At 50.0% G+C, this 14,959-nt stretch carries 15 protein-coding genes; 6 read left to right on the forward strand and 9 right to left on the reverse strand.

Annotated elements, in window-relative coordinates; all coding sequences use genetic code 11:
• Positions 1–209 precede the first annotated feature (209 nt).
• From L855_RS05525 to L855_RS05535, 3 genes are all read right to left on the reverse strand, one after another.
• Positions 210–1,841 (reverse strand): iron uptake porin, encoded by a 1,632-nt coding sequence (locus L855_RS05525; protein WP_159785209.1) that lies wholly within the window; start codon positions 1,839–1,841, stop codon positions 210–212.
• 260 nt (positions 1,842–2,101) lie between these two features.
• Positions 2,102–2,956, reverse strand: a complete 855-nt coding sequence (gene map / locus L855_RS05530) for a type I methionyl aminopeptidase (RefSeq protein WP_159785212.1) — start codon at positions 2,954–2,956, stop codon at positions 2,102–2,104.
• A 116-nt stretch (positions 2,957–3,072) separates the two neighbouring features.
• Positions 3,073–3,546 carry a plastocyanin/azurin family copper-binding protein gene (locus L855_RS05535; protein WP_159785214.1) on the reverse strand — a complete coding sequence of 158 codons (474 nt, stop codon included), beginning with the start codon at positions 3,544–3,546 and terminating at the stop codon, positions 3,073–3,075.
• Between the two features lie 971 nt (positions 3,547–4,517).
• On the opposite strand from L855_RS05535, the gene L855_RS05540 reads away from it, so the two are divergent.
• The gene (locus tag L855_RS05540) at positions 4,518–5,954 is read left to right on the forward strand and encodes a hybrid sensor histidine kinase/response regulator (protein ID WP_159785217.1); all 1,437 of its coding nucleotides are present in this window, start codon (positions 4,518–4,520) and stop codon (positions 5,952–5,954) included.
• 6 nt (positions 5,955–5,960) lie between these two features.
• Here the strand turns inward: L855_RS05540 and L855_RS05545 are convergent, their stop codons facing one another.
• Both L855_RS05545 and L855_RS05550 read right to left on the reverse strand, forming a co-directional pair.
• On the reverse strand, positions 5,961–6,425 hold the full coding sequence (locus L855_RS05545) for a VOC family protein (protein WP_159785220.1): 465 nt from the start codon (positions 6,423–6,425) through the stop codon (positions 5,961–5,963).
• A gap of 53 nt (positions 6,426–6,478) precedes the next feature.
• Positions 6,479–6,997 (reverse strand): TIGR02652 family protein, encoded by a 519-nt coding sequence (locus L855_RS05550; protein ID WP_159785223.1) that lies wholly within the window; start codon positions 6,995–6,997, stop codon positions 6,479–6,481.
• A 189-nt stretch (positions 6,998–7,186) separates the two neighbouring features.
• Here L855_RS05550 and L855_RS05555 point away from each other — a divergent pair, with 189 nt between their 5' ends.
• The 3 genes from L855_RS05555 (at position 7,187) to dnaB (ending at position 9,541) form a co-directional block, all read left to right on the forward strand.
• Positions 7,187–7,756 (forward strand): gamma carbonic anhydrase family protein, encoded by a 570-nt coding sequence (locus L855_RS05555; RefSeq protein WP_159785226.1) that lies wholly within the window; start codon positions 7,187–7,189, stop codon positions 7,754–7,756.
• Positions 7,757–7,870: 114 nt separating this feature from the next.
• Positions 7,871–7,996, forward strand: coding sequence for a photosystem II protein Y (locus tag L855_RS05560; protein WP_068788194.1), 126 nt, complete (start codon positions 7,871–7,873; stop codon positions 7,994–7,996).
• A 159-nt stretch (positions 7,997–8,155) separates the two neighbouring features.
• Entirely contained in the window at positions 8,156–9,541 is a 1,386-nt protein-coding gene (dnaB, locus tag L855_RS05565) for a replicative DNA helicase (protein WP_159785229.1), read from the forward strand.
• Between the two features lie 51 nt (positions 9,542–9,592).
• Here the strand turns inward: dnaB and L855_RS05570 are convergent, their stop codons facing one another.
• The 4 genes from L855_RS05570 to L855_RS05585 are packed head-to-tail and all read right to left on the reverse strand — an operon-like array spanning position 9,593 to position 13,092.
• Positions 9,593–10,150, reverse strand: a complete 558-nt coding sequence (locus tag L855_RS05570; RefSeq protein WP_159785232.1) for a Uma2 family endonuclease — start codon at positions 10,148–10,150, stop codon at positions 9,593–9,595.
• Positions 10,151–10,182: 32 nt separating this feature from the next.
• A complete protein-coding gene (locus L855_RS05575; protein WP_159785235.1) occupies positions 10,183–11,367 on the reverse strand; it encodes a glycosyltransferase in 1,185 nt (394 codons plus the stop codon).
• A 7-nt stretch (positions 11,368–11,374) separates the two neighbouring features.
• Positions 11,375–11,656 carry a hypothetical protein gene (locus L855_RS05580; RefSeq protein ID WP_159785238.1) on the reverse strand — a complete coding sequence of 94 codons (282 nt, stop codon included), beginning with the start codon at positions 11,654–11,656 and terminating at the stop codon, positions 11,375–11,377.
• A gap of 23 nt (positions 11,657–11,679) precedes the next feature.
• Positions 11,680–13,092, reverse strand: coding sequence for an aspartate ammonia-lyase (locus tag L855_RS05585; RefSeq protein ID WP_159785241.1), 1,413 nt, complete (start codon positions 13,090–13,092; stop codon positions 11,680–11,682).
• A gap of 141 nt (positions 13,093–13,233) precedes the next feature.
• Between L855_RS05585 and L855_RS05590 the strand changes: the two genes are divergently transcribed.
• Together L855_RS05590 and L855_RS05595 are read left to right on the forward strand one after the other, a co-directional pair.
• Positions 13,234–13,806 (forward strand): Uma2 family endonuclease, encoded by a 573-nt coding sequence (locus L855_RS05590; protein WP_159785244.1) that lies wholly within the window; start codon positions 13,234–13,236, stop codon positions 13,804–13,806.
• Positions 13,807–13,856: 50 nt separating this feature from the next.
• Positions 13,857–14,765 (forward strand): tetratricopeptide repeat protein, encoded by a 909-nt coding sequence (locus tag L855_RS05595; protein WP_159785247.1) that lies wholly within the window; start codon positions 13,857–13,859, stop codon positions 14,763–14,765.
• Positions 14,766–14,959: the final 194 nt, after the last annotated feature.

Genomic DNA, 14,959 nt, shown 5'->3' on the forward strand with positions numbered 1-14,959 from the left:
GCAATAGGCAATAGGCAACAGGCAATAGGTGAGGATTTCTTTCCTAACTCCGAGTTAATCAGTCAATCGTCGATGGCTATATAGCAGGAAACCAGGAATGGGAAACCAGGGGTATCAGAATCAAGGGCCGTCACCCAAAAAAACCGCTCCCCTCCAACCCTGGAGAAAAGCGGTTATCCCTTAAACCGAGATAGGTCACTCAGTCCGCCTTAGAAGCTAAACGTACCCCGTAAGGTCCCAATGAAGACACTATCATTGTCACGATCTTGGTTGGGGTTCAGCAGCCAAACCAACCCAGGTGTAATAGAGATGTTTTCACTCAACTGCACCTTATAGAATCCTTCCAAATGCAGGGGCACATCATTCTCAAAGAAGCTGTTGGTATCTTCTAGACCCCCCAGATAAGGCTGTGCCCCAATAATCAAGCCTCCCAGGTTCCCCGGTAGAACCAAATCCGGGAAAGCCAGACCCAAGGCCCAGTTCCAGATTTCTCCATCCAGTTCGTTGGTGCGCAGATAGATATCACTGTAGCTGCCCCACGCATTGACGTTAAAGCCCGGAGACAGAGACCAAGACAACTGGGCACCAATGGAGTGACTGGTAATCGGATTAACCGCACCAATATTGTTGGTAAAGGTCGTCCCCGTAAAACCAAAGTTGGTGTTATTAAACCCAGAGCCGCCGCCATTATTGAAGCCGAAATTGCCCTCACCAAAATAGCCATAGTTGTAGGTCAGGGCAAGACCAAACTCGGAACTGGGGGTATAGGTAAATTGAGCTAGGGCAGCGAGATCCCCGTTAAACAAGCCATCGCCCGGAGAGGAACTATTAGCCTCTGAGGCTAAATAGCCGGTGGTGACTTGAAAGTCATCCCCAAACCGTAAATTCAAACCAATCCCGGCCCCACCCCCGAGACGGTAAATGGGGTTATGTTGCCCAAAGGCACTTAAGGCCCCATGGCCACCATCCTTATCATCAAAGTAGGGGTTGAGGGTGGGGGTAAAGTCAGCAAACCGCAGTCCAGTTGCCCCAACAATCACATCCACTGACTCCCCGAGGGGGAAGGAATAGGCCAAACTCTCAAGATTGACAGAGTTCCCCGAGTCACCAAAGACTTGAGAGGCTAACACCCCTTCCGCCGAGGGACCAAAGTTGAGTCCTTGGTTGTTCCCGGTGGTGCCAAAGGGGACGCTGTTTCCGACTTGCAGACGGGTTAGCAGGCGATCTTGGCCCGTGAAGCTAGAGACGAAATCGAGGCGTACCCGCTGCTGGAATGCCGTTTCGTTATTATCTAGGGTGCTGTTAAAGACATTGCCTAGGGCAAAGATCGCTTCCCCTTCCAGTTTGGTGGTGGTGGAAAACTGATTGGCTTCGAGTTGAGAGGTGCGGGCTTCGAGGCGATCGACTCGGCCGCGCAGGGTGGCTAGTTCTGAGGCAAATTCTTCTTGCAAACGACGAATGGTCGCTAAGTCGCTCGGATCGAGGTCACTACCACCTCCGGTAATGGCGATAATCTGATCCAAACAGGCATTTAACCCGGCGGCAAACTCGTAGCGAGTCATGAAGTTATTGCCCCGGAAGGTTCCGTCAGGATAACCGGCAATACAACCATACCGTTCCACCAGGGATTGGAGAGCCTGAAATGCCCAATCCGTTGGTTGTACATCGGACAGTTGCGAGACTGAGGTGACTTGAGCGAGGTGTTGGGATTCCACACCACCATTGAACAAGCCCTTGTTGCCATTAACCCCAGCTTGGGGAGCAGCTTCAGCCGCCACACTGGTCAAAATTGCCGTGACGGTTAATAGAGATAGATTGGAAAGAAACGTGAACTTAGACATGAACGGACTCCTCACACCAGACGAAAAACGCCACCATTGATTCTAGCAGTTTGCCTCTATCGATTGACGCCTATGCTGCCCTGAAAGGGAGAGATAAGGGGCACGAGGAGAGAACGGCTAGAGATGGCAGACACTGTAGTCGTCCAAGGATTGAGGAAAGTTCCCGGATTATTGATCAATCTTGTTACAAAAAAACGGAGGGGACTCCCCCTCCGTTGGCATGATGGTGGCGATCGCACCGTCATGGGAGGTTGTTGGACTTAGACCTTGGTGCGATCGGTCAGGATTTCGTAGCCATCCTCCGTCACGAGAACAGTATGTTCAAACTGGGCCGAGAGAGAGTTGTCCACGGTGACTGCGGTCCACTTATCGCTGAGAATGCGATTGTGTTTGGAACCTTGGTTGACAATTGGCTCAATGGCCAGAGTCATACCGGCCCGGAGTTTAACATTGGGCATTTCTCGGGTCCGGAAGTTGAACACCGAGGGTTCTTCATGGAGGTTGCGACCGACCCCATGGCCGGTGAACTCTTCGACGACACTGTAGCCATGGGCTTCAACGTGATCTTGAATGGCTCCTGCCAAGTCGAGGAGATAGGCCCCGGCTTTAACCTGTTCGATGCCTTTATACAGGGCTTCTTCAGCGACTCGGATCAGCTGGGCAGCCTCGTCGGTAACCTCGCCCACGGCGATGGTGATACAGGAGTCTCCATGGAAGCCTTGGAAAAAGGCACCGGTATCGACTTTAAGGACATCTCCTTCCCGGATCACTTTTTTCTTGTTGGGGATGCCATGGACGACTTCATTATTAATGCTTGAGCAAATTGAGGCGGGGAAGCCGTGGTAGCCTTTAAAGCTGGGCTTTGCTCCCATTTCCCGAATCCGCTTCTCGGCATGGGCATCGAGATCGGCGGTGGTCATGCCGGGTTCGACGAGTTGGGAAATTTCTTTGAGGACCGTGGCGACGATTTTAGCGGACTGTCGCATAATCTCGATTTCCCGCTTCGATTTGATCTCGATGCGGCGACGTTGCTTTTTCAGTCCGGGGAGTTGGGCGGTTTGACGAGAAGGCTTAGGAGGGCTAGGAGCGGAGAGTAAATCGCTAAAGATATTCATGGAGTCTTCAATTCAGGTGGGTTGGAGGTGAGGGATTGACATGGAAACCCGGATATCACCTCGGAGAAAGCGGTCTTTGTTCTAAGGTAACAGATTGTGCTGTGTGGGGTTGGGGGTTAGACGGCCCCGACGGAGGTGGCAGTAATGGTCAGGGTTCCGGTCATGCCGGCTTCGGCATGGCCCGGAATCGTACATTCGAGGTTATACTCGCCGGGTTTCTCGGGAACTAAGACCCATTCGGCTTCGGCGTTGGGTTTGAGTTCGAGTTCGCGCACGGTCCCTTTGACTTCCACGCCACCGGCTTCGACCTTGCGCGTCCAACTGACGGCGGCGAAGTCGGGGGCACTGAAGTAGTGTTTTTCGGGACTGGGGTTGTCCAAAATCAGGCGGTAGGTTTGACCGACGACGAGATCGAGGTGATTGGGGTAGAACTTGAGCTGTCCTTGGCGATCGCCCAAGCTGACGTGCAGTTCGGTTGCCTCGATGCGGGCCAGATGCTGAACGGCATGGCTTGGAGCCGCCTGGACTGTGCTGGGGTTAACTAGGGCGATCGCTAACCCGAGTCCGAGACTGACGAGGATACGGGACATCACAAGGGGGAAATGGGAATAAATTGCAGGCATTGTTACAACTCTTAATTTTTTCTGCTATGATTCTTTAGATTCTCTTAATAAGTATAAGCGGTTCCCGAATCGTAAGGACTGAGTCAGCCCTGAAATTCAAACAATCGCTAGGTTGTTATCTATCGATTGTTGGGGCATAAACGAGAATCAATCTTCCCGTTTAGACGGTTAGATAGTGGGGATCGACTCAGACGTAACCCGATTTAATTTTGCAGTCTCTTCCCCTGGAGATTGTGTGAACAAGAATGAAGCAATATTGAGTTTTCAAAATTTATGTTGAATAGAGACAAAAAAAACACCATCTTCTCAGCTTAGGAGGCAATTTAGTGACAATAGCCTTCTAGGCCTTGACCCTAAACATTGGTTCTCCTTGCTTGATTCTATCGTGCTGACAATCTGATTTTGTTGGCCGCGATCTTTATTATTCTTCTAGTGCAATAGAGTGTTTAAGGGGTATAAACTGTGCTGATCCAGATATTTAGTAGTGCTAATTATGAGCATTGTCTCAATAAGATGTGGTTTACTGTTGGTCAAGCGTTCAATCTTAATAGGTATTCTTATGACCGTATTTCCACGGAGAATAGATTGGATGATAATACCGACTTAGTCTACTGAATAAGAAGCTGCTAACTCAAATCTCAAAAAAACCAAAATAGTTTGACAGTCTGCCCCCTCAATACCTATAATATCAACATCAAGCTTAACATTGAGATATCTCAGGCAAAGAGCTTGAAGCCCTGACTAAAACACTCTGCTACAGCACATAAATCCGTAAATCTAAGCAAAATCAAGACGTCAATGTTAAAGATTCTGTGAAGGTTATAAAAAATGTAGTCAAGACTACGTCATTTAACTGTAACAGGGCGTTACTTTGAAGATGGTCAGAGTGTTAGAACAGTCCCAAACATTCTCTAGGAAAATTACTATAGGGGTTCACCATGAATGCACAGACATTAACTCCCCCGCAAATTGACGACCTTCTGAACTCTCCCGTAATCCTGTCTAAGGACGTGATTCTGGTTATTGATGATTCTCCCTGTCTGCTAGCCGCGATGCTACGCAAGTATGGCTATACCGTCGTTACAGAAACCCATAGTCAGAATGCTCATGCAGCAGTACTAGACCATACCCCTGATCTGATCTTGCTTGACATTAATATGCCGGGCGACGATGGGTACTCGGTCTGCAAAACCCTGAAAGCCTCTCCTGACACTCGTGACGTTCCGGTCATCTTCGTCAGTGCCCGGAATGAAACCCTAGACAAGATCCAGGCTTTTCAGGTTGGGGCTGCCGATTACATCAGCAAACAGTTTCAGTTTTCTGAGACCTTGGTTAGAATCGAAACCCAACTCAACCAAAGACGACTTCAGAAACGACTCATCGCCTCGGAGGCCCAGGCCCGAGAAAAGTCGGAACAACTCACTAGGGCCCTGGCCCAAATTCAGGAAACCCAATCTCAACTCGTCCACCAAGCCAAAATGTCTAGCCTAGGACAGTTGGTGGCTGGAGTCGCCCATGAGATTAATAATCCGGTGAACTTCGTCTATGGCAATTTGACCTACATTGCTGAGTATACGGAGCATCTGATGGAGTTGCTGGACTTATATCAACAGGCCCTACCGCAACCGACTCCAGAGATTGAGGAGAAAATCGAAGAGGTGGATCTCGAGTTTATTGAAGCCGACTTGCCGCGCCTGGTGGGGTCGATGCGGGTTGGAACGGAGCGCATTCAAGAGATTGTGCGCTCGTTGCGAAATTTCTCCCGTCTAGATGAATCAGATCTTAAATCCGTAGATGTGCATCAGGGTCTCGAAAATACCCTAGTCATTTTGCAACATCGCCTCAAAGCGAGTGGGGACCATGCTGAAGTGAAGGTGGTTCGCTCCTATGGGGATTTGCCGCTGTTGGAATGCTATGCGGGGCAGTTAAACCAAGTGTTCACCAACATCTTGGCCAACTCCATTGATGCGTTGGAAGAGAAACGTAAGCGGGCTAGTGATGGGGTGATCGAAGACCTGCCTCAAATCACGATTGAAACCAAGCGCGTTGGCTTAGACCGCATCTGTGTCAGTATCGCCGATAATGGCGAAGGAATGCCCGAGTCGGTGCGTAACCGCGTGTTCGATCCCTTTTTCACCACCAAAGATATTGGCGTGGGTACAGGTTTAGGGATGTCCATCAGTTATCAGATTGTTAGCGAACGTCATCGCGGGCAGCTATCCTGCGATTCTGGATTGGGTCAAGGAACCCGGTTTGAAATTGAACTGCCCCTGAGAGCCGTGAAGAATGGCCCCATGGGAGAACACCACTATGGCAATACCGGCAGTCAGGGGGTCACGCCGATCAATATTGCTGAACTTCAACAAGCCTCTTAAAATTGTTCACTTTACTCTGTCCCGAGTTACCACTTCTCTTAGGAACTCTAGGGGAAGTCCATCGGAATCGGCGATAAAGGCCACTTCATAAAGGCGATCGCCGATTTGTTGTTGTTCAGGATCTAGGAGAATCTTCAGAGGCTGAATCTGTTGAGGCTGGTCCTGGGCCGCTTGCTGGAACTGTTGACGTAACCCCTCTAGCCAGGTGGGTAAGTCTTGCTGGGTTTGGGCCAGAAGCTGACTGAGATCGAAGGAGAGATGATAGTAGCCCACGTAATGCTCATCTCCAAAGGCATCTGGTGCTGGCTTTGGTTCGGGAATTTGGATCAGTTCGATGCGTCCATGTAAGCCTTCGAGCCAGCAGGCCAGGGTATAGCCCGTTGTAAACCGCTCCGATACCGTAAACCCAAGCTGTTCGTAGAAACGGATGGCGCGGTGAATGTCGGCGGTACGAATGGAGGCGTGGTGCATGAAGAACAGGGAGAGAACGACGGCATTTGGGGGGCGGAAGAGGACAGGGCGACCTATTCAAACAGGCGAAAGTAGGGATAGCGCACTGGAACTCCCGGTTCTTTTTCCAAATCAAAATTAATGACATCCCAGCAGGGTTCATCCTGAGCCTCGGGGCTGAAGCTGACGGGAAGTCCATAGAGTTTTGTCAGAGGGCTGTCGCTGCGATCGCGCCAGGGGCTACTTCGTTCGAGATAGGCCGCCATCAACTCCCGATAGCGCGCCGCAATCACAATGCGAGTTGCCCGGTAGCCTTGGGTATACAGGCGATCGAGGGCTTCATGAATTTCAAAGCGAATCCCATCGGGGTGAGTATGTTGGCGATACCATTGATGATTCCATAACCGCCAATGTCGATTGGATTGGAGATGCACCAGTTCCCCAGTTTTGGGATCGGCTTCAAAAGCGCCATGACGGGGACAAAGATAGGTATCTGTCAATGTCAACGCCGGAATTTTTTGCCGACAGTGGGGACATTCAATCTCCGGTCCAAAGATGGGATACTGAGAGCTTGGATCGGTAAAATAGTCCATGCAATAATCGTACTCACTCGACGATAGACAAGAATAGCGTTCTTCTCGCCACCCCAGTTGCCCCCATGTGGACAATCGCGAGGGGCATAATGCGAACGGTTCTCGCCTATCTCTTATTTTAACCCGCCCGTGAGATTCTGCTGCTGAGGTAGCCAGGAATCGGCGTCTTTCTTCGTTTTTGTTACTGTTATGACCTCCTCCCCTAATCTGACCCCTCATGGTTCCCTCCCCACCTATTGGCCTCCTGTGGATTGTTCTCAGGCCAGTTTTGTGGCGGCTAATGCAACGGTGTTGGGGGATGTGATTCTAGAGGCGGGGGCCAGTGTTTGGTACGGCGCGGTGATTCGTGGGGATGTGGTGTCGATTCGGGTGGGGGCTTCGAGTAATGTCCAAGATGGGGCGATTCTCCATGGAGATCCTGGAGAACCTCTGGTGTTAGAGGAGTTGGTGACGGTGGGCCATCGGGCAGTCATTCATAGCGCCTATGTGGAACGAGGGTGTTTGGTGGGAATTGGTGCCACCCTTTTAAATGGAGTGCGGGTGGGTGCCGGAAGTATTATTGGGGCGGGGGCCCTAGTGACGAAGGATGTCCCACCGCGATCGCTGGTGTTGGGGGTTCCCGGGAAGGTGGTGCGACAGGTCTCGGAGGAGCAGGTGCTTGATTTAATGGATCATGCTCGTCGGTATGAGCGGTTGGCCCAGGTTCATGCTGGAACTGGCTCAGATTTAGGCTTCCACGGGCCAACCTCTGAGCCTTAAATGACTCGAATTTTGCCCCAGCCTGGGAACCTCAGATGAAATGGGGCCGAATGGGGATATAATGGGTACTCGAAGAAGAGTATTTAAGATTTTTTTAAGACAGGAGTAGGTTCTATGGATTTTGATTGGCGCTTACTGGTCGTTCTCGGACCGATCGCGATCGCTCTCGGCTGGGCATTGTTCAACATCGGTCAAGCCGCTTTAGGACAAGTCCAAAACTACCTCAACCGTCAAAGTTAAGGGAAACTTCGGAACTATCTAGCGTGATACGGTAAGTCCGGTAGCGTTTTGCGCAAGCAAGGCTACCGGATTTTTCGTGAGAAGGTTAAATTTGTGGTCGTTTGGGCCTTCTCTGGCCTCGGTTAACCCGAGACTCTAGTCCCTCGATACATCGGAATTATGGTCTTAGACTTCCAAGGGTACGATATCGATAAACTTCCTCCCCAGAATATTGAAGCGGAAGAGGCGATTTTAGGGGGAATTTTACTCGACCCAGAAGCCATCAATCGGGTGGTGGAAGTCTTGACAGCAGAAGCGTTTTATGTAAGCACCCATCAAACTATTTTTGAAGCCGCCCAGGGCTTGCATAGTTTAGGACAACCCACGGATTTGATTAGTGTAACCGCCTGGTTGCGCGATCGCGACCTTTTAGAAAAGGTGGGGGGACAAGGTAAACTGGCTCAGCTGGTCGATCGTACCGTCTCAGCGGTGAATATTGACCAGTATGCGGCTTTGGTGATGGATAAATACTTCCGTCGCCAACTCATTCAAGCGGGACAGGAAATCACTGGCTTAGGCTACCAAGCGGCGACTCCCCTAGAAACCGTTTTAGATAAAGCCGAACAAAAGATTTTTTCCATTACCCAAAAGCGCCCCCAACAAGATTTAGTCCCTCTATTTGAAACCCTAATTCACGCCTTTCAAGAGTTAGAAGCCCAGATAGAGACTCAAGCGCAACCAGGATTTTTATCGGGGTTTTATGACCTCGACGCCATGACGGGGGGCTTCCAAACCTCGGATTTAATTATTGTAGCGGGGCGCCCATCGATGGGGAAAACGGCGTTCAGTTTAAATATCGCCCGTAACTTAGCCAATAGCTATAACTTCCCGGTGGCGGTGTTTAGTTTAGAGATGTCCAAAGAGCAACTCGTACAGCGACTTCTCGCCAGTGACTCGGGAATTGAAAGTAATCGCCTGCGAGCTGGCCGCGTCAGTCAAAATGAATGGGAACCCTTAAGTAAGGCTCTCGCATCCCTGTCAGAAATGCCAATTTTTATTGATGATACCGCCAATATTACCGTGACGGAGATGCGGTCTAAATGCCGACGTTTGCAGGCGGAACAGGGGAAACCTTTAGGCTTAGTCCTATTAGACTATTTGCAGCTGATGGAGGGAGCTGGGGATAACCGAGTTCAGGAATTATCCCGGATTACGCGCTCCCTGAAAGGATTAGCTCGTGAACTCAATGTTCCGGTGATTGCCCTGTCCCAGTTAAGTCGTGGCGTCGAAGCGCGGACCAATAAACGGCCCATGATGTCCGACTTACGGGAAAGTGGTTCCATTGAGCAGGATGCGGACTTAGTGGCCATGCTCTATCGTGATGAATACTATAACCCAGATACCCCTGATCGCGGGATTACGGAACTGATTATCGCCAAACACCGTAATGGGCCGACGGGGGTCATCAAACTCCTATTTGACCCTCAATATACCCGCTTCCGCAATCTGGCAAACCCCGGTCGTCCCCTCTCTGGAGGGTCTTATGGCCAACTTCCACCGGGTTAAGCGGTCGGGGAAATAAATCAAAACATCCCTCCTGTACTCAAGTCTGATGCCTTAAATCGTCAACCACTCTAAAATCGTGTCAACTGTTAGAGACAGGTCAATTCCCTCTAAAACTGGAAGTTTATCCTCTTCTTTAAACACATCAAGCCGTTGATTCTGACTAATTACCAGAACCGTTGCTTCTTCTAGGTTAATTAACCAGCCAAGCTCAGTTCCCTGCTGGCAAGCCTGTAATATCTTGTTTAATACTTGGGTCGTACTTTGCTGAGGAGAAAGGATTTCAATCATCCAATCGGGATAGGTATTAAAGCGATTGGCAATTCGTCCGCTGTCGGTTTTTGGGATGCGTTGCCAGCGGAATACAGCAATATCAGGCACAAGAGAACGGTCTGCAAACGTACAGCGCAATTCAGAAAACGCCAAGGCAATTTTTTGTGATCGCGTGACCTGGTTGATTACTTCACATAATGCACCTTGAATTAGACTATGTTCACCTTGAGGCATGGGCTTTTGTAAGATTTTACCATTAATATATTCAGAGGCGGGCTTGGTTTCAGGATGGTCTAGAAATTCCGTTAAGCTTAGATTTTTTTTGATAGTTTCAACCATGACAACCCCTTGAAAGTTAGCTATGTCAGAATTTATACAGGAACAACATCCGAAAAGTGATCCATCGATGACCAAAGTACATTCACTAAATGGTCAACAGTTTTACTCCAAGTATAGTTTTGCTGAACAAACTGAGGACCTAAACAATTAGCCGTCTCTCGGAAATCCCGGTCATTGATGACTCGTTCCATCGCAGCCACTAAAGCCTCAATATCGGGACTAAAGATGAGTCGTTGTTCGCTACAAATCTCTTGCCAAATTTGCTTAGCCGGAACCCTTATGGCAAAAGAGGATTGAGTAAAATCATCCGTAGGACCGCCAGCGGTGCAAATGACGGGAATCCCACAGGCGATCGCCTCTAACACCGGTAAATTAAACCCCTCAGCTAAATAGGGCGAAATATAAGCATCTGCGGCTTGATAGAGTTGGACAACCTCTGCAAACGATAAGTCTTGTCCGATATAGGCTAAATTCGCTGAGACGCGATCGCGTTCCTGGGGCGTTAATACCTCATCTAACGCCAATTGGACATAGGTTTCTGACCCATATAACCCCGTGCTTCCCTTCAACACTAACCGCGCCTGGGGATGACGCTGAACCACCTGGGCAAAGGCTTTCAGTAACGGGCGAATCCCTTTGCGGGGATGCTGAGAACTAACATTGAGGAAAACAAACTGATCCTCAATCCCCAAGCGACGACGCAACCCTTGCCGTTCCTCTCCACCTAGGGGATAACAGACTTGAGGATTCACCCCCAAGGGAACAACCCGAATACGATTAGCATCGGCGCCACTATTAATAAACCCCTGGCGAGACCAATTGGAGGAGGTGAGAATCGTCGCCTCACTCTGGCGATGAACCTTGCCAAAATCCGACACCCCCATACATTGCACCATTGCATTATGGACCTTGCCATATTCCGTCAAACCAAACACCACCAGATGGCGGGAATGGTTCGACGGGGAAAAGTCGAAGGGCATGTGCATCCGCAAGACGGCTTCACTTTGGAGAGAGTCTGGCGGTTCAGGAATCCTTTGTAAACGGGCTTCTTCTTCAGGAGATAGGAGTCCCCTGGCGGCGTGCCAATCCTGCAAATAGGGCATTTCCCGATGGTACAGTTGCACATCGGGGCGGTTGAGAAGTTCCAGGAGTTGGAACTGGTTGACGACGGCGTAGGATTGAGAAATAAACCGCCAACCTTCGACAATTAGGCGCATAAGGAGTTTAGCGACGGGTGGCGCGACGCATGGCCGTCACCACTTGGGCCTCGGCAAAGACGCCATCGCCCTGAACTTCTGGGAAGGCGGGGAAGATTTCCACTTTCAAAATGCGATCAAAGCGAATGGTGACGCTACGATCATAAAGATGGAAGGTCAGAAGCGGTGACTCGGTGGCCAGTTGCAGTTGTTGATACACCTGTTGCGCTGTGAGGGGAACGCTAAAGGATTCCTCGCTGCCATTTTCGTAATGGAAGGTGATTTGGGTTTCAGTATAGTCACTTTGCATGGATTGTCTCCTGAACAACAAGGTTATGGGATGTCATGAAGGTCCGGGGGGAGTTGACTCATTTTCTCTAAGTCCAACACCTCCGCTAACTTGGCTTCAGGCATTAATTCCTTTTCTAACACCAGTTCCCGTAAGGATTTGCCAGTATCGAGGGACTCCTTGGCGATCGCGGCGGCGTTGAGATAGCCAATGTGAGGGTTAAGGGCGGTGACCAGGGCCAAACTGCCTTCAGCATAGCCCAGACAGCGATCTCGGTTGGCGGTGATGCCTGCTAGACAACGACGGTTGAGGGCGTCGAGGGTGTTCCCAAGAATTTCAATGCTATGAATGAAGTCATAGGCCACCAGGGGCATCATGACATTTAATTCTAATTGTCCCGCTTGGGCGCACAGGGCGATCGCCTGATCCAATCCCATCACCTGAAAACATACCATAGAGGTCATCTCCGCCATCACAGGGTTATATTTCCCCGGCATAATCGAAGACCCCGGTTGAACAGGGGGAAGTTGAATCTCTTTTAAGCCCGTTTTAGGGCCCGAATCCATCAGGCGCAAGTCATGGGAGATTTTCACTAAATCCTGGGCCAGATTGCGTAAACTCCCAGATACGGCGACGAAGGGAGATAAACTCTGCATGGCCGCCATCAGATGGGGGGCGCTTTTTAGGGGTTGTCCGATATACTCCCCGAGGAGTTCAGCGCAACGGAAGCGGTAACGAGGATGGGTGTTGAGGCCCGTTCCCGAGGCGCTTCCTCCTAATCCCAAGCTGTGTAAGTCTTCGCTGGCGTAACGGATGCGTCGTAAATGGTCATTGAGAATGACGGCCCAGGCCCGGACATCTTCTCCGAGTCGTACCGGAACCGCATCCTGCATATGGGTGCGTCCAGATTTCACCACATCTTGAAATTCCTCGGCCTTGCGGTTAAGGGTGGCGATGGTAGCGTCCAAGGCGGGGAAGAATTGACGATGTAGGGCCAGGAGTCCCCCAATACGGATAGCGGTGGGGATGACATCGTTGGTAGACTGACCATAGTTGACATGGTCGTTGGGGCTAACTTTGCCATAGCTGCCTTTCTCCTCTCCCAGAAGTTCTAAGGCCCGATTGGCGAGAACTTCGTTGACGTTCATGTGGTGGGAGGTTCCGGCCCCGGCTTGGTAGATATCCACCACAAACTGATCCCGCAGTTGTCCGGCGAGAACTTCATCGGCGGCTTCGATAATGGCTTCGGAGATGTCGGCGGGGATGCAGTCGAGTTCCCGGTTGGCCGTGGCGGTGGCTTTTTTGATGAGAACACAGGCCTCGATGTAGGTGGGGAGAGGCCGATGTCCGCTGATGGGGAAGTTTTCGATCGCCCTAAGGGTCTGAATCCCATAGTAGGCGTTGGCGGGGATCTGGCGATCGCCCATGGAGTCGGTTTCGATGCGATACTCTGTCATCTGGCTTGGTTCGGGCTTGTGTTGGGCTTGGTTTATAGGAGGCCTGGAATTATTTTGCCATGTTGCCGGGCGATCGCAAGGGCGATAATGGACAGATAGGCCCAACCAACTGGGTTTTCACGTTCTCTGGAGTTTAGATCAATGGTACAGGTTCAACCCCGATTGTTTGAGAGTTTTGAAGACTATCTCGTTTATAGTGAGTCCCTAGAAGGCTTTTATGAGTTATATAACGGTCAGCTAGTCAAGATGCCCCCCGAATCTGGTGTAAATGTTCAAATTGCTAACCGTCTCCTCCTCCACTTTGCCGGCTTGGTTGGCATTGATCGAGTCCGTGGCCAAGGGTTAGAGATTGAAGTCCAGGGAGAACCGAGAAATCGCTATCCTGATTTGACGATTCTGCGAGAAGAACATATCGAACAACTGGCCCGACGGAATACGGTGCGATTGTCGATGAATCCGCCGTTATTAGTGGTTGAGGTGGTTAGTCCGGGGGAGGTACAACGGCAGCGAGATTATGTCGCTAAACGCTTTCAGTATCAAAGTTGTGGCATCCCGGAATATTGGCTGGTTGACCCAGAATCTGAAACTGTTTTGGTTTTGGGGTTACAAGAAGGGTCTTATCAAGAGATAGGAACATTTTTCGGAGATACTCCCATTCAATCGCTCACGATGACTGACCTAGATTTAACGGCAGGTCAAGTTTTTTTAGGCTAATCCCTCAGAAGCTGTCTGGGGAAGACCATTTACATTGATTTACGATAATAATGACCTTAGAGGATAGTCGATTAACACCCTATTTGGAAGCCCGCTGGGAAAATTATTGGCTTTGCTACAAGGAAGGGAAGCGATGTTTTGATCGAGAACATTATACCGCCGCCTTAGCTTGCTTTAACAGGGCTATTCTGGTTCGTCCTCATGATTACTGGGCGCTCTATCATCGCGCGAATACATTAGTTGAGCTGGGAGAGTTTGAGCAGGCCATTGATAGCTTTGATAAAGCCCTTGACAAGCGCCCCCGAGATTATTGGTCTTGGTATAATCGCGGAATTGTTTTGTCGGAAGAGATGGGGGAATTTGAGCGGGCGATCGCCAGTTTTGATAAGGCCCTGCGTTTACGGCCTCATGATTACTGGGCTTGGTTTCGGCGCGGGGATGCCTTGCGCTATTTACAGGAATATCGCGCCGCACTGTCCTGCTATGAAGAAGCGTTAGATAATCGCCCGAGTGATTTTTGGAGTTGGTTCCGTAAAGGGGATTGTTTACGGCATCTGGAGGAATTTGAAGAGGCAGAAATTGCCTATCGAGAAGCCTTGAAGAGCGAACCCGATGATTTTGATACCCGCTATAAATTGGCAGAACTGTACCGTCTTCAGGGAGAGTATCGCTCGGCGATCGCTCAATATGATGCCTGTTTAGACCTGGAACCTGAAGACACCTATAGTTGGTACAATCAAGCCTGTTGTGCGGTCTTGGATGATGATTTAGATGGGGCAATGCTGTCTCTAGCTAAAGCCGTTGAGTTAGCCCCCGAGGTCTATGTCCCGTTGGCAATGGACGACCTGGAGTTAAAACCTCTGTGGAAGCGGTCAGACTTCCATCATTTGATGCAATTTGTTCGGCGAAATGTGCGAGGTTTGGAGGGAATGAAGGAGGGGCGATCGCGGCGATTGTAATTTGTGGAATTTTTTCATGAAATCTTTCCAAAGCACAATTTCTTGGCTATACTAGATATAGTCAAAATACAAGCTGTAAGAAATAGTATTCAATTAAGCGGAATTACCGATTTTGCAGACTTGTTATCAATCATAACTCTTGCATTAACTCGCCGTTCCTTCAAGTCGGAGAAAACGCCATGATTTCCCAAACC

Source organism: Sodalinema gerasimenkoae IPPAS B-353 (assembly GCF_009846485.1).
In the GTDB taxonomy this organism is placed as follows: Bacteria; Cyanobacteriota; Cyanobacteriia; order Cyanobacteriales; family Geitlerinemataceae; genus Sodalinema; species Sodalinema gerasimenkoae.

Coding starts and splice junctions, on each gene's coding strand:
- L855_RS05525 (WP_159785209.1), bottom strand. CDS start 1,841: ATGTCTAAGTTCACGTTTCTTTCCAATCTATCTCTATTAACCGTCACG.
- map (WP_159785212.1), bottom strand. CDS start 2,956: ATGAATATCTTTAGCGATTTACTCTCCGCTCCTAGCCCTCCTAAGCCT.
- L855_RS05545 (WP_159785220.1), bottom strand. CDS start 6,425: ATGCACCACGCCTCCATTCGTACCGCCGACATTCACCGCGCCATCCGT.
- L855_RS05585 (WP_159785241.1), bottom strand. CDS start 13,092: ATGACAGAGTATCGCATCGAAACCGACTCCATGGGCGATCGCCAGATC.
- L855_RS05570 (WP_159785232.1), bottom strand. CDS start 10,150: ATGGTTGAAACTATCAAAAAAAATCTAAGCTTAACGGAATTTCTAGAC.
- L855_RS05550 (WP_159785223.1), bottom strand. CDS start 6,997: ATGGACTATTTTACCGATCCAAGCTCTCAGTATCCCATCTTTGGACCG.
- L855_RS05540 (WP_159785217.1), top strand. CDS start 4,518: ATGAATGCACAGACATTAACTCCCCCGCAAATTGACGACCTTCTGAAC.
- L855_RS05595 (WP_159785247.1), top strand. CDS start 13,857: ATGACCTTAGAGGATAGTCGATTAACACCCTATTTGGAAGCCCGCTGG.
- dnaB (WP_159785229.1), top strand. CDS start 8,156: ATGGTCTTAGACTTCCAAGGGTACGATATCGATAAACTTCCTCCCCAG.
- L855_RS05580 (WP_159785238.1), bottom strand. CDS start 11,656: ATGCAAAGTGACTATACTGAAACCCAAATCACCTTCCATTACGAAAAT.
- L855_RS05560 (WP_068788194.1), top strand. CDS start 7,871: ATGGATTTTGATTGGCGCTTACTGGTCGTTCTCGGACCGATCGCGATC.
- L855_RS05590 (WP_159785244.1), top strand. CDS start 13,234: ATGGTACAGGTTCAACCCCGATTGTTTGAGAGTTTTGAAGACTATCTC.
- L855_RS05575 (WP_159785235.1), bottom strand. CDS start 11,367: ATGCGCCTAATTGTCGAAGGTTGGCGGTTTATTTCTCAATCCTACGCC.
- L855_RS05535 (WP_159785214.1), bottom strand. CDS start 3,546: ATGTCCCGTATCCTCGTCAGTCTCGGACTCGGGTTAGCGATCGCCCTA.
- L855_RS05555 (WP_159785226.1), top strand. CDS start 7,187: ATGACCTCCTCCCCTAATCTGACCCCTCATGGTTCCCTCCCCACCTAT.